The 22,709-nt window shown below is 73.0% G+C and carries 15 protein-coding genes and 1 pseudogene; 6 read left to right on the top strand and 10 right to left on the bottom strand.

All coding sequences use genetic code 11. The features are described from left to right. Positions 1–266 precede the first annotated feature (266 nt). Together ACZ4U1_RS12515 and ACZ4U1_RS12510 are read left to right on the top strand one after the other, a co-directional pair. Positions 267–2,510: an MMPL family transporter gene (locus ACZ4U1_RS12515; RefSeq protein ID WP_467902602.1), complete on the top strand. Its 2,244-nt coding sequence runs from the start codon at positions 267–269 to the stop codon at positions 2,508–2,510. 103 nt (positions 2,511–2,613) lie between these two features. Next, entirely contained in the window at positions 2,614–3,600 is a 987-nt protein-coding gene (locus tag ACZ4U1_RS12510; RefSeq protein ID WP_467902600.1) for a hypothetical protein, read from the top strand. On the opposite strand, the gene mgt is transcribed toward ACZ4U1_RS12510, so the two are convergent. Genes mgt through ACZ4U1_RS12490 form a run of 4 tightly spaced genes read right to left on the bottom strand, consistent with a single transcriptional unit; the run spans position 3,591 to position 7,951 of the window. Then, on the bottom strand, positions 3,591–4,805 hold the full coding sequence (gene mgt, locus ACZ4U1_RS12505) for a macrolide-inactivating glycosyltransferase (RefSeq protein WP_467902599.1): 1,215 nt from the start codon (positions 4,803–4,805) through the stop codon (positions 3,591–3,593). The genes ACZ4U1_RS12510 and mgt overlap by 10 nt on opposite strands. 58 nt (positions 4,806–4,863) lie before the next feature. Beyond that, complete coding sequence (locus ACZ4U1_RS12500; protein ID WP_467902598.1) at positions 4,864–6,144, bottom strand: ABC transporter substrate-binding protein; 1,281 nt, start codon at positions 6,142–6,144, stop codon at positions 4,864–4,866. Further along, positions 6,144–7,022 carry a carbohydrate ABC transporter permease gene (locus ACZ4U1_RS12495; RefSeq protein WP_467902597.1) on the bottom strand — a complete coding sequence of 293 codons (879 nt, stop codon included), beginning with the start codon at positions 7,020–7,022 and terminating at the stop codon, positions 6,144–6,146. Before ACZ4U1_RS12495 ends, ACZ4U1_RS12500 begins: the two co-directional genes overlap by 1 nt. Next, positions 7,019–7,951: a carbohydrate ABC transporter permease gene (locus ACZ4U1_RS12490; RefSeq protein ID WP_467902596.1), complete on the bottom strand. Its 933-nt coding sequence runs from the start codon at positions 7,949–7,951 to the stop codon at positions 7,019–7,021. The genes ACZ4U1_RS12495 and ACZ4U1_RS12490 overlap by 4 nt, the downstream gene beginning before the upstream one ends. Before the next feature lie 176 nt (positions 7,952–8,127). On the opposite strand from ACZ4U1_RS12490, the gene ACZ4U1_RS12485 reads away from it, so the two are divergent. Beyond that, complete coding sequence (locus tag ACZ4U1_RS12485) at positions 8,128–8,994, top strand: phosphotransferase enzyme family protein (protein WP_467902594.1); 867 nt, start codon at positions 8,128–8,130, stop codon at positions 8,992–8,994. Between the two features lie 25 nt (positions 8,995–9,019). On the opposite strand, the gene ACZ4U1_RS12480 is transcribed toward ACZ4U1_RS12485, so the two are convergent. From ACZ4U1_RS12480 to ACZ4U1_RS12465, 4 genes and pseudogenes are all read right to left on the bottom strand, one after another. Beyond that, positions 9,020–9,745 (bottom strand): exonuclease domain-containing protein, encoded by a 726-nt coding sequence (locus ACZ4U1_RS12480; protein ID WP_467902592.1) that lies wholly within the window; start codon positions 9,743–9,745, stop codon positions 9,020–9,022. A gap of 124 nt (positions 9,746–9,869) precedes the next feature. Further along, a pseudogene (locus tag ACZ4U1_RS12475) lies at positions 9,870–11,151 on the bottom strand (SAV2148 family HEPN domain-containing protein). Positions 11,152–11,225: 74 nt separating this feature from the next. Continuing rightward, positions 11,226–12,575 carry a copper amine oxidase gene (locus ACZ4U1_RS12470; protein WP_467902591.1) on the bottom strand — a complete coding sequence of 450 codons (1,350 nt, stop codon included), beginning with the start codon at positions 12,573–12,575 and terminating at the stop codon, positions 11,226–11,228. A gap of 54 nt (positions 12,576–12,629) precedes the next feature. Beyond that, positions 12,630–13,442: a Tat pathway signal sequence domain protein gene (locus ACZ4U1_RS12465; RefSeq protein WP_467902589.1), complete on the bottom strand. Its 813-nt coding sequence runs from the start codon at positions 13,440–13,442 to the stop codon at positions 12,630–12,632. A 198-nt stretch (positions 13,443–13,640) separates the two neighbouring features. Here ACZ4U1_RS12465 and glgX point away from each other — a divergent pair, with 198 nt between their 5' ends. Then, positions 13,641–15,752, top strand: a complete 2,112-nt coding sequence (gene glgX, locus ACZ4U1_RS12460) for a glycogen debranching protein GlgX (protein ID WP_467902588.1) — start codon at positions 13,641–13,643, stop codon at positions 15,750–15,752. A gap of 16 nt (positions 15,753–15,768) precedes the next feature. Here the strand turns inward: glgX and ACZ4U1_RS12455 are convergent, their stop codons facing one another. Beyond that, complete coding sequence (locus ACZ4U1_RS12455) at positions 15,769–17,379, bottom strand: MFS transporter (protein WP_467902586.1); 1,611 nt, start codon at positions 17,377–17,379, stop codon at positions 15,769–15,771. Between the two features lie 80 nt (positions 17,380–17,459). Between ACZ4U1_RS12455 and treY the strand changes: the two genes are divergently transcribed. Beyond that, a complete protein-coding gene (treY, locus tag ACZ4U1_RS12450) occupies positions 17,460–19,829 on the top strand; it encodes a malto-oligosyltrehalose synthase (RefSeq protein ID WP_467902585.1) in 2,370 nt (789 codons plus the stop codon). 261 nt (positions 19,830–20,090) lie between these two features. Here the strand turns inward: treY and ACZ4U1_RS12445 are convergent, their stop codons facing one another. Further along, on the bottom strand, positions 20,091–21,026 hold the full coding sequence (locus ACZ4U1_RS12445) for a LysR family transcriptional regulator (protein ID WP_467902583.1): 936 nt from the start codon (positions 21,024–21,026) through the stop codon (positions 20,091–20,093). A gap of 88 nt (positions 21,027–21,114) precedes the next feature. Between ACZ4U1_RS12445 and lpdA the strand changes: the two genes are divergently transcribed. Beyond that, positions 21,115–22,584, top strand: coding sequence for a dihydrolipoyl dehydrogenase (lpdA, locus tag ACZ4U1_RS12440; protein ID WP_467902581.1), 1,470 nt, complete (start codon positions 21,115–21,117; stop codon positions 22,582–22,584). Positions 22,585–22,709 lie beyond the last annotated feature (125 nt).

Genomic DNA, 22,709 nt, shown 5'->3' with positions numbered 1-22,709 from the left:
GCTTTCGTCATCACAAACGGGATCCCTGTCGGCGGATCGGGCACCGGGCCCCGGAGACTCGCCCCAAGACTCGACCCCCGAGACTCGCCCCCGAGATGCGGCGATAGATGTAAGGGGCCCCGTCCTCCCCTGCGGTGATCCAGGCCCCGCACAGTTCACCGGACAGTACGACGAGACGCTTTTGTCCGGCCCCTACCGTCGAACCGGAGCAAGCACACAGGTGAGGGCAGGGGGCCGTCACCGCACACGAGGGGGGCAGACCCGTCATGGGGAACACAGAGGTGCGGGTGCGGGGGCTGGCCGCCCGCGCCGGCGGCTGGAGCGCCCGGCACCGCTGGGCGGCCGTCGGCATATGGGTGCTGTTCGTCGTCCTGGCGATGGGGCTCGGCTCGGCGGCGGGCCGGGTCGACGTGACCGAGAGCGACCAGCTCAAGGGCGAGACACACACCGCCGCGACGATCATCGATGACGCGGGGATCAAGGAGCCGGCCGGGGAGACCGTCCTGATCCAGGCGAAGGACGGCGCCGTCAAGGCGGACAGCGCCCCGTTCCGCGCGGCCGTCACCGACGTGGTGAAGGCCGTCGAGGGCACCGGCCGGGTGACGGACGTGACCTCGCCGTACGACACGCACACCATCTCCCGGGACGGGCGCAGCGCCCTGGTCCGGTTCGACCTGCGCGGGGAGGCGGAGACGGCCGCCGACCGGATCCAGCCGGTGCTGGACGCCGTCGCCGGGGTGCAGAAGGACCACGCCGGCCTGCGGATCGAGGAGATCGGCGGCGCCAGCATGCAGAAGCAGTACAAGGACGCCTTCGGGGACGACTTCCAGCAGGCCGAGTACTCGGCGGTGCCGGTCGCCCTCGGCATCCTGCTGATCGCGTTCGGCGCGCTGGTGGCCGCGCTGCTGCCGGTGGCCCTGGCGATCACCGCGATCATGGCGACGATGGGCCTGATGGGCCTGGTCAGCCACCTCCAGCCGATGAGCGACACCGCCAACTCCGTGATGCTGCTGGTCGGTATGGCCGTCGGCGTCGACTACTGCCTGTTCTACCTGCGCCGCGAGCGCGAGGAGCGGGAGGCCGGCCGGGACCCGGGCACCGCCCTGCGGATCGCCGCCGCCACCAGCGGGCGGGCGGTCATCGTCTCCGGTGTCACGGTGTGCGTGGCGATGGCCGGCATGCTGTTCACCGGGCTCGCCGAGTTCGAGGCGATGGGCCTGGCCTCGCTGATGGTTGTGGCGGTCGCCATGGTGGGCTCGGTGACCGTGCTGCCCGCGCTGCTGTCGCTGCTCGGCGAGCGGGTCGAGAAGGGCCGCATCCCGTTCCTGGGCCGCCGCAAGCGCCGGGGGAACGGGGAGAGCCGGTTCTGGACGGCCGTGCTGCGGGGCGTGCTGGCCAAGCCGCTGGTCTCGGTCCTCGTCGCGGCCGGTGCGCTGTTGGCGGTCGCCGCGCCCGCGCTCGGCATGAAGACCCAGCAGCTCACCCTTGACCAGGAGTTCGGCGACTCGCTGCCCATGGTGCAGACGTACAACCGCCTCAACGACGCCTTCCCCGGCGGCAGCGAACCGGCCCAGGTCGTCGTCAAGGCCAAGGACGTGGGCGCCCCCGAGGTACGGCAGGCGCTGGCCGACTTCAGGAAGCAGGCGGTCTCCTCGGGCGCCTCGCGCGGCCCGGTCGACATCAAGCTGTACGACGCGCAGAACGTCGCCGTCGTGTCCGTACCGCTGGTCGGCGGCTCCGACATGGACCGGGCGACCACGAGCCTGGAGAAGCTGCGCGACGAGGTGCGGCCCGCCACCCTCGGCAAGGTCGACGGCGTGCAGGCACCGGTGACCGGTCAGGTCGCGGGCAACCACGACTTCAACGACCAGCTGATGGGTTCCGTCGTCCCGGTCTTCGTGTTCGTGGTCGTCTTCGCCTTCCTGCTGATGCTGCTGTCGTTCCGGTCGCTGACCGTCGCGCTCACGTCGATCGTGCTCAACCTGCTGTCGGTGGCCGCCGCGTACGGCATCCTCGTCGCCGTCTTCCAGCACGGCTGGGGTGCCTCGCTGGTGGGCGCGGAGGGGGTCGGCGCGATCGTCACCTGGCTGCCGCTGTTCCTCTTCGTGATCCTGTTCGGGCTGTCGATGGACTACCACGTGTTCGTGGTCTCCCGGATCCGCGAGGCCCGGATGCGCGGCCGTACGACGAAGGACGCGATCCGGCACGGCGTGGTCACCACGGCCGGGGTCGTCACCAGCGCCGCGGTCATCATGGTCGCCGTCTTCGCCATCTTCGGCACGCTGTCCATGCAGTCCATGAAGCAGATGGGCGTGGGCCTGGCCGCGGCGGTGCTGATCGACGCCACGGTCATCCGCGGGGTGCTGCTGCCGGCGGTGATGGCGCTGCTCGGCGAGCGCAACTGGTACCTGCCGAAGTGGCTGCACCGGCTGCCGGACCTCACCCACGACGAGGCGCCGGAGCCGGCCGCCCCGCCGGTAGCCGACCGTGGCGAGCGACTGACTGTCTGATTCCGCCCGTTGACGCGGGGCCCGTCGGTTTCCGTGGGAACCGACGGGCCCTGTGCGGCTTCTCTCTGTCCGGACGGACACGACCGTACGGGGGGAGAACCACATGGACGCGCTGAACGGGCCGAACAGGCTGAGCGGGCTGGGCAGGCGGAGTCTGCTGAAGGGCGCGCTGGCCGTGCCCGCGGCCGGACTGCTGACCGCGGCCCCCGCGCACGCGGCGGCACCCCCGGCGTTCAACGTGCTCATCGGGGACGTGAACTCCGGGAAGATCTTTCTCTTCGACCGCAACAGGCCGTTCACCGACGCCAACATCAAGTGGCAGCTGAACCCGGTGGGTTCGGGCCATCCGATGGAGCACCGGTTCCGCGACACGAGCGGCGACGGGCAGATCCTGCTCGCCGTGACCGGCACCCCGGACAGCGGGACGGCGAGCATCTACCGGCGCCGGGACAAGAAGCTGCTGTGGTCCGCGAACATCCCCAACTACCCGCACGCCATCGAGCGCGCCCGCGGCACCGGCGTGGTCGTGGTGGCCGGGCGCAGCAAGGGACCGGGCGGCGGCCAGGCCAAGGGCGGCAGCCTGCACGTCTTCCGGCCCACCGGCAGCCACAGCAGCTCGCTGGTCCGCGCGGGCTCGCCGATCCCCTTCCACCAGGCGCACGGCCTGCTGTGGGACCCGCAGCTGGAGCGGATGTGGGCGGCGGGCGGCTCGGTGCTGACGGCGTACCGGATCGTGACGACGGCGAGCTCGGCCAAGCTGGTGGAGGACACCGCCCGCCGTCTCACCGGCTTCCACCACCCGCACGACCTCCAGCCGGACCACCAGCACCCCGGCCGGCTCCTGGTCACCGACACCAACGGCGTCTACTCGGTCGACAAGTCGACCATGCGGCCGACCACCCTGCACACGCGCAAGCTGGTGAAGTCGTATGTCCACCACGTCTCGGGCGAGCAGATGTGGACGGGTGCGGTGCCGGGCGGCAACGCCTTCGGGACGCAGTACGTCCACTTCAACGTGAGCGGTGTGCCCCGGGCCCGGCGGGGCGCGGTGATCTACAAGGCCCGGCTGGACACCACCGCCTACCTCTGACCCCGGCCGGGCAGCTCGGCCTCGATGAGGTCGGCCGCCCGCCGGGTGCCGCCCTCCTGGGCCATCTGCGCCTGCACCTCCCCCAGTCGACGGGCGACCTCCGGGTCGTCCACCAGGGCGAGGGCGGCCTCGCGGAGGCGGTCGGCGGTGGCCTCCCCGGCGGGCAGGTGCCGGGCGACCCCGAGGCCCTGGAGCATGTCGGCGTTGCCGAACTGGTCGACCGCCTGCGGTACGGCGATCATCGGCGTGGCGGTGGCCAGCCCCTCCTGGCTGCCGCCGGCGCCCGCGTGCGTGACGAACAGGTCGGCCTGCCGCAGGATCGCCAGCTGCGGCACCCAGCTGTGCACCTCCACGCTGTCGGGTACGTCGCCCAGTTCGGCGCGGGTCACATGCCGGCCGACCTGTAGGACGACGTGCCAGCCGGGCAGGTCGGCGAAGGCGCGCACGCACTCCCGGTAGAAGTCGGGCCGCTTGGTGAAGGCCGAGCCGAGCGACACCAGCACGACCTTCTCCGCGTCCGCGGGGCGCTGCCAGTCGCCCTGGTCGGCGCGGTCGCCCTGGCAGGCGCCGACGAAGGTGTGGACGCGTTCGTCGACCCGGTCGGCGTGCGGCTGGAGGGCCTTCGGGATGAGCACCAGGGAGCGTGCCGGACGGCCGGCGAAGGGGTCCGGGTGCTGGGTGATGCCGTTCTCGGCCAGCCACGCCTGGAAGCGGGCGTAGTACGCCCGACCGCGCTCGGTCTGCCGCGGCTCCTTCCACATCGGCTCGGCGACCTCCTCCTCGTAGCCCTCCCAGGCGACGAGGTTCGGGGAGAGGGAGATCGCCGGGACACCCCAGCGGTGGGCGAGGACGCGGGCGGGGTAGGAGGCGATGTCGTGCAGGACGAGGTCGGGGGTGTCGTCGGCGTAGGCCTCGATGAGCTGGGGCAGCGCCTGGATCGCGTCGTCCAGGAACGGCTCCGCGTTGTCGAGCAGGGTGGTCCCCCAGGCCTCCGGGTCGGCGTCGGGTCCGGGCAGCGTGGAGGTGTAGGGCACGGGCTGGGCACCGGTGGCGGCCACCTTGTCGGCGAAGGCCGGCGGGATGGCGTAGGTGACCCGGTGGCCCCGGGCGACGAGTTCGCGGATCACCTCGATGCTGGGGTTCACATGGCCGTGGGCGGCGATGGAGAACATGGCGATATGAGCGGGTGTGGTCACTGGGGTCATGTCATCGAGGCTAGGTGAGACGATACGTCTCGTCTAATCAATTCCGGAGGGCGGTGGCTCAGCGCTGGTAGCGGGCCAGCACGAGATTGCCGTCCTCTTCGAGGCGGCTGCGCAGTTCGGTGAGGCCGATCGCGCCGCTGTAGTACTCCTGGTAGGCCGGGGTGGCCACCTTGTCCTTCCATTCCGGGTAGCCGCGCACGGACTGGGCGGGCGCGGGGCGCAGCCGGGCGGCGAGGGCGGTGCCGGTGGCCCAGCCGTACTTGCCGGTGTGCAGGGCCGGGTCCCTCAGGGCCTGGGTGCCGGTGGGCAGCATCCAGTCGCCGAGGGCGAGGCGGACCATGTTCTTCGGCCGCAGCAGGAAGTCGATGAACGCGACCGCCTCCTTCTTGTGCGGGCAGTCGGCGGACACGGACAGCGTCTGCGGGCTGACGCCCTGGGTGAGCCCGTCGGCGCCCGCCGGGGCCGGCAGCACGGTCCAGCGGAAGTCCTCGGGGGCCTGCTGCACGATCTGCTGGCGGTAGGAGAAGCCAAGCGGGACCATCGCGTACCGGCCGCCGAAGAAGCCGGGCAGGGTGTCCGAGCCGCCGCTGCCGAGCGTCGAGGCGGGTGCGCTGCGGTCGATGGCGACCTGGTCGTGGATGGTGCGCGGTACGACCGCGTCCCCGTCCCCGAACCGTACGGTCACCTTGCCGTCCGCGCCCCGGTGGAAGAGCCGCCCGCCCGCCGACAGGGACAGGTTGAGCGTGGCGGAGACGGGCTCCTTCAGCGGCCAGGCCACGCCGTACCTCCCGGGCCCGCTGAGCCGCTTGGCGACCTGCCGGAACTCCGCCCAGCTCCAGGGGTGGCCGGGTGTGGGTATGCGCACCTTCGCCGCGCGCAGCCGGTCGGCGTCGGCGATCAGCACCCGGGGCTCCTGGAGGAAGGGCACGCCGTAGACGCCGTCCCCGAAGGTGGCCGTGTCCCAGCTGCTCCGCGGGATGTCGGCTCTGAGCCGGGCGGGCAGCAGGTCCGTCAGCTCGGCGAGGTAACCGCCGTAGGCGAAGTCGGCGAGGTCGTCGGAGGCGTCGTGGATGACGTCCGGGGCCTCGCCGCCCTCGAAGGAGGTGAGCAGCTGGTCGTGGACGCCGTCCCAGCCCCCTTGGACGTACTCGACCTTGACGTCCGGGTGGGCGGCGTTCCACTCCTTGACCAGCTCCTTGTTGGCGGCGACGGACTCCTGCTGCCAGGCCAGGGACTGGAAGCGCAGGGTGATCGGGCCGCCGTCGGTGCGGCCGCCCGCGGAGCAGCCCGCGAGGAGCAGCAGGAGCACGACGAGGGCCGTGGCGCCTCTGGTCCGCATCAGCTCTTCACCGCCCCGGCGAGCAGGCCGCCCGTGATCCGCCGCTGGAGGACCCCGAAGAGGGCCACGGAGGGCAGGGTGGCGAGGAACGCGGCGGCGGCCAGCGGGCCGAGGTCGGCCACGCCCTCCGCGCCGATGAAGTGGGTGAGGACGACCGGGAGGGTCTGCCTGGCGGGACTCTTGAGCAGCACCAGCGCGAAGAAGAACTCGTTCCATGCGGTGACGAACGCGAACAGGGCCGTCGCCGCGATGCCGGGGCCGAGCAGCGGCGCCGTCACCGACACGAGCGTTCTCAGGCGCCCGGCCCCGTCGACGGCCGCCGCCTCCTCCAGCTCGGCGGGCACCGCCCGGACGTGGCCGACGAGCATCCACAGCGCGAACGGCAGCGCCCACACCACGTACACCAGCGTCAGCCCGAGCAGCGAGTCGATCAGCCGCAGGTTCTTCAGCACCAGGAACAGCGGGATGATCAGCAGCACGAAGGGGAACGCCTGGCTGACCACCACCCAGCCCGTGGCGGCCCGGGCCAGCCGGGTGCGGTGCCGGGCCATGACGTAGGCCATCGGGGTCGCGATCAGTACGGCGACGACCGCGGTGCCGAGCGCCACCAGCAGGGAGTTGAGGGCGGCGTGCGCCAGCGGCTGCTCCGCGAAGGCCTGCCGGACGTTGGCCAGGGTCGCATCGCGCGGGATCCAGGACGGGTGCAGGCTGCCCAGCTCGCGCGGGGACTTGAGCGCGGTGGACAGCAGCCACAGGAAGGGGAAGGCCAGGAAGAGCAGGTAGCCGAGGAGGGCGGCGTACTGGCCGGCGCGGGCGGCACGGCGGGTCCGCTTCCTCGGCGTGGTCCGCCCGGACCGCACGGGCCTCGTGAGCGTCATGCCTCGTCACCGCCCCGCAGCCGCCCCGCCAGGAACACCGCGAGCAAGACCGAGACGACCGCGACGAGCACACAGCCCATCGCCGCCGCGTAGCCGAACTGGCCGTAGCGGAAGGCCTCTTCGTAGGCGAAGAGCATCGGCAGCCGGGTCTTCCCGCCAGGGCCGCCGTTGGTGAGGACGTAGACCAGCGCGAAGGAGTTGAGGTTCCAGATGAGCTGGAGCGCGGTGATGGCGAGGGCCACGGGTCTGAGGGCGGGCCAGGTGACGGTGCGGAAGCGGCGCCAGGCGCCCGCGCCGTCGACCGCCGCCGCCTCGTGGAGTTCGCGCGGGACGTTCTGCAGTCCGGCGAGCAGGGCGACCGTGGTCTGCGGCAGGCCCGCCCAGACGCCGACGACGATGACCGCGGGCAGCGCGGTGGCCAGGCCGCTCAGCCAGTCCCGGCCGGCTCCGAGGCCGAGGTCGCGCAGGGTCTCGTTGAGGACACCGGCGTCCGGGTTGTAGACGAGCCGCCACATGATGCCGACGACGACCTCGGGCATCGCCCAGGGCACGATCGCGAGGGCACGGGCCAGGCCGCGCAGGCGTAAGTCCTGGTTCAGCAGCAGGGCGAGGCCGAGGGCCAGCAGGAACTGGGGCACGGTCACGCCGACCGCCCAGACCAGGCCGATCCGGAACGACTCCCAGAAGAGGGTGTCGTGCAGCAGGTCCTGGAAGTTGAGGGCGCCGATCCACCGGGTGGCGGCCGTCCGGCCGGACTGGGCGTCGGTGAAGGCCAGCAGGATGCCGTAGAGCAGCGGGCCGACGCTGAGCACGAGGATCGGGACGAGGGCGGGCAGGACCAGGAACCAGGTGCCGTGACCGGCGATCCGGCGCCGGGCAGGCCGCCGCACCCCCGTCGACGGTGTCCGCGCTTCGGCCACTGATGTCACGGAATCAGCCCCTTTGCCAGCCCCGGTTGGCGTGTTCATGGTCGTAAAGGCCCGGTACCTCGTCAAGGGACCGCGCACGGCGGCCGGGCCCGCGCACGGCGGCCGACCAGGGCGGATGCGAGACTGGCCGAGGACCGGACACGCAGGGCACGGGAAGACGGTACGGAGGCAGGACGATGGACGAGGCACGCGCGCGGGACGTACTGGCCGCGGCGGGAGTGCTGCCGGGTCCGGCCGCCCGGGACGCGCGGCTCCTGGCTCTCGGCGAGAACGCGGTGTTCGCGGCCGGTGATCTGGTGGTGAAGGTGGGCCGGGACGCCGAGCTGCTGCCGCGGGCCGAGCGCGAGCTGGCCATCGCCGGATGGCTGGCCGAGGCCGGCGCACCGGCGGTGCGGGCGGCCGAGCCGAAGCCGTTGCTGGTGGACGGCTGTCCGGTGACCGTGTGGCACCGGCTGCCGGATCCCGTGCGGCCCGCCGAGCCGGGGGACCTGGCCGGTCTGCTGCGCATGGTGCACGCACTTCCCTCCCCTCCCTTCGGATTGCCGCCCCGCGATCTGCTGGGCGGGGTGGAGCGCTGGCTGCGGCTCGCGGGGGACGCGGTCGACCCGGAGGACGCGGCCTACCTCCGGGAGCGCCGCGACGGCTTCGCGGCCCAGGCAGCGGCGCTGACGCCGCGTCTGACGCCGGGCCCGATCCACGGCGACGCGCTGCCCCGCAATGTGCACGTCGGGCCGGACGGGCCGGTCCTGGTCGACCTGGAGACCTTCTCCGCCGACCTGCGCGAGCACGACCTGGTGGTCATGGCCCTCTCCCGCGACCGCTACGGGCTGCCCGCCGAGGCGTACGACTCCTTCACCGAGGCGTACGGCTGGGATGTACGCGCGTGGGAGGGCTGTGCGGTGCTGCGGGGTGCCCGGGAGACGGCGAGCTGCGCCTGGGTGGCCCAGCACGCTCCGTCCAACCCCAAGGCGCTGGCCGAGTTCCGGCGCAGGGTGGCGTCGCTGCGGGACGGGGACGAGACGGTGCGGTGGTACCCGTTCTGACGGCGAGCGACCGCGGGCGACAACGCTACGCGGGCTGGCTTTCGGTCAGCTCCCGCAGCGGCCACGCCCCGTCCACCACCGCCTCGGTCTCCCCCTTGCGCCGCAGGAACGCCTGGAAGTCCGCCGCCCATTCCGCGTACCACCCGATCTGCCGCTGGTGAAGCTCGGCCGGACCCAGGGACGCGATCTTCGGGTGGCGGTCAGCTATCGCGGACGCGAGCCGCGCCGCGGCGAGGGCGTCGGCGGTGGCGTTGTGGGCCGCGCCGAGGACTATGCCGTACTCGGCGCAGACCGCCTCCAGGTTCCGCTTGCCGCGGCGGTAGCGGTCGACCCAGCGGTCGATGGTGTACGGGTCGATGACCGGGGCGGGGTGGGTGCCGCCCAGCCGGTCGGTCAGCGACGGCAGGCCGTACCTCCGCAGCTCCGCCGAGAGCAGGGTGAGGTCGAAGGCCGCGTTGTAGGCGACGACCGGAACGCCCGACTTCCAGTAGGAGACGAGGACGTCCGCGATGGCGTCGGCCACCTGGTCGGCCGGACGGCCCTCGGCCGCCGCGCGTTCGTTGCTGATGCCGTGGACGGCGACCGCGTCGGCCGGGATCTCCACGCCCGGATCGGCCAGCCATTCCCGGCGCCCCATGGGCTCACCGGCCCTGACCTCGATCACGGCACCCGTGACGATGCGTGCCTCACGCGGATCGGTCCCGGTCGTCTCCAGGTCGAAGCCGATCAGCAGCTCCTGGTGCCAGCCCATGGGCGGCCCCCCTTCTTGGTGGTGCTTTCCCCCAGTGGCCTCCACCATCGCACGGGGCACTGACAATCCGAGGACGGCGTTCCGCTTCGCGGCCCCGAACCGCCCCGCACCCGGCCCCGACCGTTCAGGACACCGGGCGCGAATCCGCCCAAGCCAGTTCGAATTCCTCGCGGTATGTCGGGAAGAGCCCGGATTCACCCACGTCGTCCGACTTCACCAGCCGACTGCCGTTGCGCAGCACCAGCACCGGAGACTCCATCCCGCGCGCCCCGCGCAGATAGGACTGCACCACGGCGATGCCGTCCGCGCCGTCGCCGTCCACCAGGTAGGCGGTGAAGCGGGGTGTCTCGTCGTAGACCTGGATCTCGAAGGCGTCCGGGTCGCGGAGCCGGGACCGCACCCGGCGCATGTGCAGGATGTTCATCTCGACCGAGCGGCTCAGCTCGCCCCGTTTCATCCCGAGTTCCCGCTCACGGCGCTTGACCGAGCTGGAGGCCGGGTTGAGGAAGAGCAGCCGGACCCGGCAGCCGGACTCGGCGAGCCGGACCAGGCGCCGCCCGGAGAAGTTCTGCACCAGCAGGTTGAGGCCGATGCCGATCGCGTCGAGCCGGCGGGCGCCGCCGAAGATGTCCTCGGCCGGGAACTGGCGCATCAGCCGTACCCGGTCGGCGTGGACCGCGACGACGTCGGCGTACCGGTCGCCGACCAGGTCCTCGACCGCGTCGACGGGCAGCCGGCGCGCGGAGGGGACGTCACCGCCCGCGCCGAGCATCTCCAGCAGCCGTGCGGAGGCCCGCTCGGCCTGGCCGAGGACCGCCTCGGACAGGGCCCGGTTGCGGGAGACGACGTTCCGGGTCACCTCCAGCTCGTCCAGGGCGAGTTCGAGGTCCCGGCGCTCGTCGAAGTACGGCTCGAAGCACGGCCAGTGCTGCACCACCAGCTCGCGCAGCTGGGGCAGGGTGAGGAAGCTGAGCACGTTGTCGTCGGCCGGGTCGAGCAAGTAGCCCTTGCGACGGCTGACTTCGCGCACGGCGACCGCCCGCTGCACCCACTCCTGCCCGGCCGGCCCGGCCGCGGCCACCACCCACTCGTCGCCGTGGACGGGTTCGTAGATGGGCCGCAGCACAGCGGCCACGACGGCGCGCAGCCGCTGTTCCACGAGGTTCAGCCAGATGTAGGCCCGGCCGGCCCGCTGGGCGCGGGTGCGCACCTCAAGCCAGGCGTCGGCGTCCCACTCCAGCTCCGGCCCGATGGATCCCGCGTCCATCGGGCGGGCCAGGGACACCGCGCCGGGCGGGACGTCTGTGGAGTTCCCCTCGTGACCCTCGTCACCAGGAGGCAGCTCCAGCCCTCCCGAGCCCACCCGTTGCACCGCCTTCCGCTCCCCCGGGCCTTTCCCGTGTCAACGATCAAGGAAGGGTACTCCGCAAGCGGTCGGCGGTGCAGCCGGATGGACAGGTCGGTTTCCCGACTGCTGTGCTCAACTACGCGGTTCCCAGTGACCGTTCTGCCATGCCAGCTCCTTGGGAGTGAGCGGATTCATAGCCGTGACGTCCCGCGGGGCGATGGAGAAGCCCTGCCAGTGCACGGGCATGGGCTGCTGGTCCTCGTCCCGGGCGATGTGGTGGAATCCGACGTTCATCCAGACCACGGGGTGGGTGAGGGCCTGGCCGCCGACCCACTTGTCGACGGACTTCGGGTGGCCGGTCGCGCACTTCTGGTTGTTGCTGGCGAACAGCTCGCACTTGTTGTACTCGGTGACGTACATGTCGTGCTTGGTGAAGCTGCGGCCCGGGTACCTGGTGGTGGGTCCGGGGACCAGTTCGTAGGAACGGGCGTGGCCGTCCTTGTTCTTGCCGGTCGCGCTGACCACCCGCCACCAGCGGTAGGTCTTGTAGTCGGCCGCGAGTTCCTTGCCGACCTTGGTGCGGGTGGTCTTGGCGGTCGGGCCCTCCCGGCCGCCGGCGGGGGCGCTGACGGTGGAGTCGTACTGCTCGACCTTCGTCTTCGAGGAGCCGTCGAGGCCGAAGTCGAGCCGCCAGAAGATGTTGTGGCTGTGGCTGGTCGCGTAGTCCCTGGCGCCCTTGCCGATGGGCCAGCCGCGTCCGTCCTGGGCGTTGTAGTCCTCGTAGGAGAGGCTGCCGGTCGCGCCGGCGTTCATGGAGACCGTGCCGTCGTCCTGGAAGCGCCACTCGGTGATGTACTCGTACCAGCCGACCTGGTTGACCGTGTAGACCAGCAGGTCCTTGCCCTGCTGCTGGTAGGTCTTGTCCGGCTGGAAGAGGTCGTGCATCCGGTAGGCGTGGCCACGCGAACGGGTGGTGGTGCACAGACCCTTGACGTCGGGGTGGCGCGGGTCCCCGTCCGGGACCTTGACGGTCTTGATGGTGCCGCCGGGGCACTCGGCGGGCGACAGCTCCATCAGTTCCTGGGCGAAGTCCTGGCCCGTGAGGTCGTAGTACTCGTGCTTCCCGTCGTCGTACGGGACGTGGATCTGGGCGAGTCTGGCGCTGTTGAGGACCTTGATCGGCTTGCTCTCGTCCTTGGGCTGGTAGGAGACGTTCTCCAGGACGAGGCCGGCCTTGCTGTCGTAGCGCCAGCACATCCGCCAGGTGGTGCCGGTGGAGAGCTTCTGTTCGATCGTGTAGGCGGCGCTGCAGCCGGGGACCGCCGCCGCGGGCGCGCTCTGCGGGCGGGCCGCGGCGGGGCCGGCCGTCGTCGTCGCGCCGGCGGCCAGCGCGGCCAGGGTCAGTCCGACGGCCGCGCTCTTGCGGGCGGCACGGCCGAGGGTCCGCGGCCGGACACCGCCGGGCAGGTGCTGTTCGGGCATGAAGAGGTGACTCCCTTACCGGAGGTACGGGTGTGAAGGTCGGGCGGCGGCCGGTCAGCCGCGGTCGAGGGCGGCGGCCTTGCGGGCGCTCAGGTCGATCACGAGGTCCCGGGTGTCGATCCAGGGCCCGTTGAGGACCTTGGAGAACAGCCGCACGCACCGGTGCTCGCCGCACTTGTCGAGCACCGCGGGCTGGGCGCCCGGCGAGGCCTCGTAGATCCCGCCGCTCAGGTCCAGCTGGTCCGGCGAGGTGAGTTCCTTGCCCGTGGCGTCCTTGTAGTCCGCCTTCAGGCCCGCGCCCAGCGGGTCGGCGATCAGGATCCGGGCCGCCTCGGCGTTCTCGGCGCGGCTCGGCGGCGGCTGGACACCGCGCTGGACGCCGGTCTGCTCGACCTTCCCGGTCTTCAGGTTGACGGTCTTGGTGACGAGTGTGTCGTTCTTGTAGTCGTAGTAGGTCACGTCGGCCCGCCGTGGCGCCTGCGGGTCGTCCGCCTCGGCGGCCTCGGGCTCGGCGAGGTCGACGCTCAGCCGCTGCGGTCCGCGGTCCCCCTCGACGTCCCGGCCCGTGGCCGAAAGCCGTCCGGCCACGGCGAGCTTCTCGACCCGCCGGATCTCGTCGTCGGTGAGCGGGTCACGGCCGGTGCCCTGCTTCTGCTCAGCGGGTGCCTGCTCCACGACGCCCGGCGGTGCGGCGTCCGGGCCCTGCCCGGTCTGCCGCGCGGCCCGCGTCCCGCCGCCGGCCCCTCCGGAATCGTCCGCACCCGCCGTGCCCGGCAGCGTGACCGCGACCATGGCGGCGGTCCCCGCCGCCGCGAGGGCCGCACCGGTCAGTACTTTGCCCAGATGGCGGTGGACTTTCTCGCGCACATCTTCCCCCTACTCCCCCTGATCCCCGGGAGTACGTGTCTGCCCCGCATGTTCGGCGCACGGCGGGTACCAGAACCGCCGTGCGCACTGGTCACTTGATTAGAGGGCGGGTGAGCCGCGGAAGGTTGCCTCACTTTCGGACGAGACTCGGGGCCAACGCGGCCCCGGCCGGAGGGCACACCTGGGAGAGTCGTCACCATGCAGGTCTGGCCTGGAGAGGCGTATCCGCTCGGCGCCACCTATGACGGCGCCGGAACCAACTTCGCGGTCTTCACGGAGGCCGCGGACCGAGTAGAGCTGTGTCTGCTGCACGACGACGGCTCGGAGACGGCGGTGGAACTGCGCGAGAGCGACGCGTTCGTGCGGCACGCGTACGTGCCGGGCGTGATGCCGGGACAGCGGTACGGGTTCCGGGTGCACGGCCCGTACGACCCCGGGCGCGGGCTGCGCTGCAACTCGGCGAAACTGCTGCTCGACCCGTACGCGAAGGCGATCAGCGGTGCGGTCCGGTGGGGCGAGGAGGTGTACGGCTACCACTTCGGCGCGCCGGACGAGCGCAACGACCTGGACTCGGCGCCGCACACCATGACCTCCGTGGTGATCAACCCGTACTTCGACTGGGGCGACGACCGCCCGCCGCGCACCGAGTACCACCACACCGTGATCTACGAGGCCCACGTCAAGGGCCTCACCATGCGTCACCCGGGGCTGCCGGAGGAACTGCGCGGCACCTACGCGGCCCTCGCCCACCCGGCGATCATCGAACACCTGACCAAGCTCGGGGTGACGGCCCTCGAGCTGATGCCCGTGCACCAGTTCGTGAACGACCACCGGCTGGCCGACATGGGGCTGAGCAACTACTGGGGCTACAACACCATCGGCTTCTTCGCCCCGCACAACGCGTACGCCTCCTGGGGCGACCGCGGCCAGCAGGTGCTGGAGTTCAAGTCGGCGGTCCGGGCGCTGCACGAGGCCGGGATCGAGGTCATCCTGGACGTGGTCTACAACCACACCGCCGAGGGCAACCACCTGGGCCCGACGCTGTCCTTCAAGGGCCTCGACAACCCCTCGTACTACCGGCTCGCGGACGATCCCCGCTACTACATGGACACCACGGGCACCGGGAACTCGCTGCTCATGCGGTCCCCGCACGTGCTCCAGCTGATCATGGACTCGCTGCGGTACTGGGTCACCGAGATGCACGTCGACGGCTTCCGCTTCGACCTCGCGGCGACGCTCGCCCGGCAGTTCCACGAGGTGGACCGGCTGTCGTCGTTCTTCGACCTGGTGCAGCAGGACCCGGTGGTCTCCCAGGTGAAGCTGATCGCCGAGCCGTGGGACGTGGGCGAGGGCGGCTACCAGGTGGGCAACTTCCCGCCCTTGTGGACCGAGTGGAACGGCAAGTACCGCGACACCGTGCGGGACCTGTGGCGGGGCGAGCCGCGCACGCTGGCGGAGTTCGCGTCCCGGCTGACCGGTTCGTCCGACCTCTACCAGGACGACGGCCGCCGCCCGCTGGCCTCCATCAACTTCGTCACCTGCCACGACGGTTTCACCCTGCACGACCTGGTGTCGTACAACCACAAGCACAACAAGGCCAACGGCGAGGACAACCGGGACGGCGAGAGCCACAACCGGTCCTGGAACTGCGGGGCGGAGGGCGACACCGACGACCCGGAGGTACTGCGGCTGCGCGCCCGGCAGATGCGGAACTTCATCGCCACGCTGATGCTGTCCCAGGGCGTGCCGATGATCAGCCACGGGGACGAGTTCGCGCGCACCCAGCGCGGCAACAACAACGCCTACTGCCAGGACAACGAGCTGTCGTGGGTGGACTGGCCGGAGTCCCTGGAGAGCGAACTGCTGGAATTCACGCGCGCGATGGTGTGGCTGCGCCGCGACCATCCCGTCCTCCGCCGGCGCCGCTTCTTCCACGGCCGTCCGGTGGAAGGCACCCATGACGAGCTGTCGGACATCGCCTGGTTCACCCCGGAGGGCGGCGAGATGACGCAGCGGGACTGGAACTCGGCGCAGGCGTCCGCGCTGACGGTGTTCCTGAACGGCAACGCGATCTCCGAGCCCGGGCCGCGCGGGGAGCGCATCACCGACGACTCCTTCCTGCTGATGTTCAACGCCTCCCCTGAGGAGCTGGACTTCGTGGTGCCGGTCGACCACGGCCGGCAGTGGCAGGTGGTGGTCGACACGGCCCGCCCGGAGGGGGTGCCGCCGGGCGCGGGCGCGAAGGTCGCGGCCGGCGACCGCATCACCCTGCCGGACCGCAGCCTGACGGTGCTGCAGCGGCCGGCTTAGGGGGTGCCGCAGCCCCCTAGCGGGGCTGCGTGTCCCGCACGCGCGCGTGGAGGGCGTTCCCGGGCCCCTCCGCGTACGTCGTCGGGCGCACCGTGAGGGCGAGCACGAAGGCGAGGCCGGCCGCCGTGCTCGCCGCCGCGAAGGCCGCCCAGGGGCCGTGGGCCTCCGCGAGGCGTCCGGTGACGGCGACCGCCAGGGCCTGGCCGCCGACGAGGGCGCTCGTGGCCACGCCCATCGCCTCGGCCAGCCGGGACGGCGCCACCGCGCGCTCCAGGAGGCCGAACGCGGTGATCAGGTGCGGGGCGTAGGCGACGCCCAGGACGGTCACGACGGCGTACAGGCCGGGCAGGCCGCCCGTGCCCAGCAGCGGCAGGGAGAGCGCACAGCCGGCACCGGTCGCCAGCCGCCAGCGCGTCCGGGCACCGACCCGCTCCGGCACGGCGGCCATGGCGAACCCCGCCACGGCACTCATCACCCCCATGGCGGCGTACACGAGTCCGGCCTGGTCCTCCTGTCCGAGCCGGGCGGTGAGCGCCGTGATACCGGCCTGACAGGCCCCGAACATGGCGCCCTGGAGCGCCAGCGCGGCGAAGAGGGCGGGCACGCAGCGGGGCATGGGGGCGGGAGCGGCACGCGCGGCTCGCACGCGGACCGGGCCAGGCTGGACGGGGAGGGATGCGGGGGGTTCGGGGGGTTCGGGGAGCGCGGGAACGTAAGAGGGCCCGGGAGCGTCGGAGAGCGCGGGAGCCTCGGACGGGGCGGGGGCGTCGGTCTGGTGGTGCTCTGCGCGCGTGGGTGCGGTCCTGGTGGCCGAATGGGAGTGCACGCGCGCCGATGCGGCTTCACGGAGCGGCCCGGACTCCCCGCGCACGGACGCAGCCGCGTCCCCCGGACGGCACTCCCCCCGCTCGGACGCGCCCGCGCCCTCCCGGCACCGCTCCCCGCGCGCGGCCGCGCCCCCGCGGCCCGGCCCGGACTCCCCGCGCGTGGGTGCCGTCGCCCGGGCCGTCGGGTGGACGGCGAAGGCGCTGCCGCAGGTGGCCACCAGGGCGGCCGCGGCGGCCATCGCGCAGGCCGGGTGGGCGAGTACGGCGGCCAGGCCGACGAGTGCGGGGCCGAGGACGAACGACAGCTCGTCCAGGGTGCTCTCGAAGGAGAGGGCCGCGCCGACGACGGTCTCCGGGGCGTCGGCGCGGCGGGCGAGGGCGATGAGGCGGGTGCGCGCCAGCGGGCCGACGAGCGGCACGGTGGCGCCCGCGGCGGCCCCCAGGAGGGCCAGGACGGGCGTCGGCAGCCCGGCGAGCGCGCCGGCGACGAGCGCGGCCACGGCGAGGGCGTTGGCGAGTGAGAACGCGAGCACCACCGGCCGCTGTCCGTACCGGTCCGCGAGCCGCCCCACCAGCGGTCCGCAGGCCACCTGGCCGAGCGCGAGCGCGCCGCCGGTCAGCCCGGCCGCGCCGAGGGAACCGCTCGTACGGGCGACGAGCAGCACACTGCCGAACTGGATGGTGGCCGTCGGCAGCCGCCCGAGGAAGGACACGCACTGCAGCAGCGGCCCCGTCAGGCCGATCACCCGCCGGTAGGTGTCCCGTGTGCGGCGCCGCCCCGGTTTCCCCGTCGTACCCATCGCTCGAACGTAGACACGCGTGCGTGATCCGGGCAGCGGCCGATGACACGAAAGCCGGCGAGCGGGGTACGTAGGTTCCCATGACTTCTGCGCGACCCGGACCGGGGGTGCCCACGGCCACCTACCGGCTGCAGCTCCAGCCCGCGTTCCCGTTCGCCGCCGCCGAAGCGGCCGTACCCTACCTGGCGTCGCTCGGCGTCTCGCACCTGCATCTGTCCCCCGTCCTGGAGGCCGTGCCGGGCTCCGCGCACGGCTACGACGTCGTGGACCACGCGCGCGTGCGCGAGGAGCTGGGCGGCGAGGAGGGGCTCCGCGCGCTCGCGCGCACCGCGCGGGAGCACGGCCTCGGCCTGGTGGTGGACATCGTGCCGAACCACATGGCGCTGGCGCCCCGGCACAACCCCGCCCTGTGGGAGGTGCTGCGCGAGGGGCCCGGTTCACCGTACGCGCGCTGGTTCGACATCGACTGGGAGGCGCAGGGCGGCCGGGTGCTGCTGCCGGTGCTCGGCGGCCCGATCGGCTCGGAGCTGGACCATCTGAGGGTCGACGGTGACGTGCTGCGCTACCACGACCACGCGTTCCCGCTCCGCCCGGGCACCGAGCACCTGCCGCTGCCCCAGCTGCTGGACGCCCAGTGGTACCGCCCGGTGTGGTGGCGGCTGGCCCGGACCGAGCTGAACTACCGGCGGTTCTTCAGCATCTCGGAGCTGATCGGGCTGCGGGTGGAGGATCCGGAGGTGTTCGACGCCACCCACGGCACGATCCTGCGGCTCCTGGCGGACGGAGTGTTCGACGGGCTGCGGATCGACCATCCGGACGGGCTCGCCGACCCCGACGGCTATCTGGCGCGGCTGCGCGAGGCGACCGGCGGGCGCTGGACGGTGGTGGAGAAGATCCTGGCCGACGGCGAGCACCTGCCGCCCTCCTGGCCGGTCGCGGGCACCACGGGCTACGACGCCCTGCGGCACGTCGACGGCCTGTTCACGGACCGCACCGGGGCGTACGAACTGCTCGGTCGCTACCGGGCGTTCGCGGCGCCGCAGACGGACCGGGGCGGCAACTGGGAGGCCACGGCCCGGCGGGCCGCGTACAAGGTGCTCACCCACGAACTGGCCACCGAGACGGACCGGCTGACCCGGGTGGCGGCCCGGCTGTGCGCCGCCTCGCCCGACCTCTCGCTGCGCGACCGCGCGCCCTGGGCGCTGCGTACGGCCGTGGAGGAGCTGCTGGTCCGGATGCGGGTCTACCGGCCGTACGCCTCCGGTGACGCCTCGGCCGTGATCACCGAGGAGGCCGCCGAGGAGGCCCGGCTGGCGTTCGTGGTGCCGGAGGAGGCCGAGGCCGTCGGCATCGTGCGCAGGCTGCTGGTGGAGCCGCCCGGCGAGGCGTCGGCGCCGGACCACGCCGACCGGGTGGAGTTCCGCACCCGGTTCGCGCAGACCGCGTCCGCGCTGCGCGCCAAGTCGGTGGAGGACACGGCCTTCTACCGCTATGTGCCGCTGCTGTCGGCGGCCGAGGTGGGCGGCGACCCGGGCAGCCCGGGCGTGTCGCCGGAGGAGTTCCACGCGTACTGCGCGCGCGTGCAGCGCGACTGGCCGCTCACCGGCACGGTGGTCTCCACGCACGACACCAAGCGCAGCGCGGACGTGCGCGCCGCGCTGGCCGTGCTCACGGAGTGCCCGGACCGCTGGGCGGAGCTGCTCGCCGAGGTGACGCGGGCCGAGGAGGGCGTGCCGGACGGGCAGCTGGCATGGGCGGCCTGGCAGACGGTGTTCGGGCTGGGCCCGGCGGAGGAGGAGCGGGTACAGGGGGCGCTGCTGAAGCACGTGCGCGAGGCGGGCATGTACACCAGCTGGACGGAGCAGGAGCCGCCGTACGAGGAGGCGGTGGCGGCCTTCGTCGCGGCGGGGCCGTGCGGGCCGCCCGGGGAGCGTGTGGCCGCGTTCCGCAAGGCGCTGGAGCCGCACGTCCGGGCCAACGTCCTCGGTACCGCGCTGGTCCATCTGACGATGCCCGGGGTGCCGGACGTGTACCAGGGCACGGAGGGCGAGTACCGGGCGCTGGTGGACCCGGACAACCGGCGACCGGTGGCGTTCCCGCCGGAGGCGCCCGGCGAGAAGGACGTGGTGACGGCGGCGGCGCTGCGGCTGCGGGCCCGGCGGCCGGACGCGTTCGGGGCGGCCGCGTCGTACGACCCGCTGCCCGCCGAAGGCCCGGCGGCCGAGCACTGCCTGGCCTTCGCGCGTTCCGGCGAGGTGGTCACGGTGGTCACCCGGCTGTCGCTGCGGCTGGCGGAGGCGGGGGGCTGGCGCGAGACACGGCTGCCGCTGCCACCCGGCCGGTGGACGGACGTGCTCGTCCCCGGACGGGAGTTCACCGGGCACGCACGCGTGGCGGACCTCCTGGACCGACTGCCGGTAACGCTGCTGGAGCGGATCGCGGACGACTGAGGGAACCCGGCGGCCAGGCAGCCGCCACGGCGAGCAGGCGGACGCGCCCGTCCCCGGACGGGAATTCACCCGGCACACTGACCGGCTGCCGGCGGCGTTGCCGGAGCGGATCGCGGACGACTGAAAGAACCCGGCGGCCAGGCAGCCGCCACGGCGAGCAGGCGGACGCGCCCGTCCCCGGACGGGAGTTCACCCGGCACACTGACCGGCTGCCGGCGGCGTTGCCGGAGCGGGTCGCGGAGGACTGAGGGATCCCGGGGGTCAGGGGGCCGGTGGGGTGGGCAGTTCGCAGTGCTCGTACGGCCCAGGGGCGCTCAGGGCCGGCCAGGTGGCGCGCAGGAGGTCCACGAAGGCCGCGGCGGCCCCGGTGGGCGGCACGCGCGCGTAGACGGCCAGGGGGCGCTTCCAGGCCGGGTCGGGACTGAGGACCACGCAGTCCTCGCCGACGGCGCCGCGCACGATGTGGGCGGGCGCGGTGCACACGCCGACGCCGGCGGCTGCCATGCGGACGGCGGTCGAGGTGTGCTCGGTCCACACGGCGGTCCGGGGGCGGAAGCCGGCCTTCCCGCAGGCCCAGTCGAGGAAGCGCTCGCCGTGCACGACGGGTTCCATGGCGCAGCGGATCCACGGGCGGTCGGCGAGTTCCGGGAGCGTGACCGTCGTACGGCCCGCGAGCCGGTCGTCGAAGGGCACGACGAGGACCAGTTCCTCCTCGCCGACGGGCACGACGGTGCCGGGCCGGCCGGTGGGCTCGGGGCCGACGGCGAGGTCGGCGGTGCCGCGCTGCACGGCCTCTTCCAGGGCCTCGGCGGTGGCGTACTCGTGCAGGCGCAGCAGCACCCTCGGGTGGGCCGTGCGCCAGCGGGCGAAGACATCGGGCAGGGCGCCGACCGCGATGGAGTGCAGGGCCGCGACATGCAGTTCGCCGCCCTCGGCCCCGACGGTGGCGCGGGCCGCGCGGCGGGCCTGCGCGGCGCTGCGGACGGCGAGTTCGGCGTGCGGCAGGAAGGCGCGGCCCATGGGGGTGAGGCGCACGCCCCGGGGCAGGCGCTCCAGCAGGGCGCCGCCGACCGACTTCTCCAGCGCCTTGATCTGGTGGGAGAGCGCGGGCTGGGTGACGTGCAGGGCGTCCGCCGCGCGCGTGAACGACGCCTCCTGGACGACCGTCACGAAGTACTCCATCTGACGCAGGCTCACCGTCACGTCCTCCCATAAGGATCATGCATGGATTCCACAACAACATTGCCTTGGACTCATGACAAGGGGTGGACGGAGGGTGGATGCCATGACCATCGATACGGGCATCACCACATCCGACGTGATCGTCGTCGGCGGCGGCACCGGCGGCTACAGCACCGCCCTGCGCGCCGCCTCCCTCGGGCTGGACGTCGTCCTCGTCGAACGCGACAAGGTCGGCGGAACGTGCCTGCACCGGGGCTGCATCCCGAGCAAGGCGATGCTGCACGCCGCCGAGCTGGTCGACGGGATCGCCGAGGCCCGCGAGCGCTGGGGCGTGAAGGCGACCGTGGACTCCGTCGACTGGGGTGCGCTGGTTGCCACCCGGGACGACATCGTCGCGCGCAACCACAAGGGCGTGGAGGCGCATCTCGCCCACGCGGGCGTGCGGGTGGTGCGGGGCAGCGCGCGGCTGACGGGGACGCGCACGGTGCGCGTGGAGGGCGTGCCCACGGATGCCACGCCGAGCGCTTATGGCGGGGTCGCGCCCGGCGTGCGCGACCTCACCGCGCGCCGTGGGATCGTCCTCGCGACCGGCTCACGCCCGCGCACGCTCCCGGGGCTCGCTCCCGACGGGCGGCGCGTGGTGACCAGTGACGACGCCCTGTTCGCGCCGGGGCTCCCGGCGTCCGTCCTGGTGCTGGGCGGGGGCGCGATCGGCGTGGAGTACGCCTCCTTCCACCGTTCCATGGGCGCGGAGGTCACCTTGGTGGAGGCCGCCGACCGGATCGTGCCGCTGGAGGACGCCGACGTCAGCCGGCATCTGACGCGCGGCCTGAAGAAGCGCGGGATCGATGTGCAGGCGGGTGCGCGCCTGATCGACGCGGAGCTGCTGGACGGCAGCGTACGCGCGCGCGTACGCACCGCGCGGGGTGAGACCCGGACGGTGACGGCGGACCGGCTGCTGGTGGCCGTGGGCCGGGCCCCGGTCACCGAGGACCTGGGCCTGGACGCGGCCGGCCTGACGACGGACGAGCGGGGGTTCGTCGTACCGGCGGACTGGCGCCGGCTGGAGACGGCCGTGCCCGGTGTCCACGTGGTCGGCGACCTGCTGCCGCCGCCCTCGCTCGGCCTCGCCCACGCCTCGTTCGCGGAGGGCCTGCTGGTGGCCGAGACGCTGGCGGGGCTGGAGTCGGCCCCGGTCGACTACGCGGCCGTGCCCCGGGTGACGTACTCCTCGCCGCAGACCGCCTCGGTGGGGCTGACCGAGGCCGAGGCACGCGCGCGTGGGCACGAGGTCGACGTCAACACGATGCCGCTGACCGCCGTCGCCAAGGGGATGGTGCACGGTCAGGGCGGCATGGTGAAGGTCGTGACGGAGGCCGGCGGCGGGCAGGTGCTCGGCGTCCACCTGGTCGGCCCGCACGTGTCGGAGATGATCGCCGAGAGCCAGCTGATCGTCGGCTGGGACGCCGAGCCCGCGGACGTGGCCCGGCATGTGCACGCGCACCCCACCCTCTCGGAGGCGGTGGGCGAGGTGTTCCTGACCCTCGCGGGACGCGGCCTGCACCAGCAGTGAGCCCACGCAGCGCAGTGGCCCGTACGGGGGCGGGCCACTGCGTCCGGGCGCCCCCGGGAGCCTCCCCCGCCGCATGCTTGACAGTTCACCCGTCGCGTGCGGGACTGGGAGTGCGAAGCCGGGCG

The sequence above is a fragment of the Streptomyces sp. NPDC028928 genome, from assembly GCF_055564915.1.
This window is presented reverse-complemented; position numbering and strand designations above follow the sequence as displayed.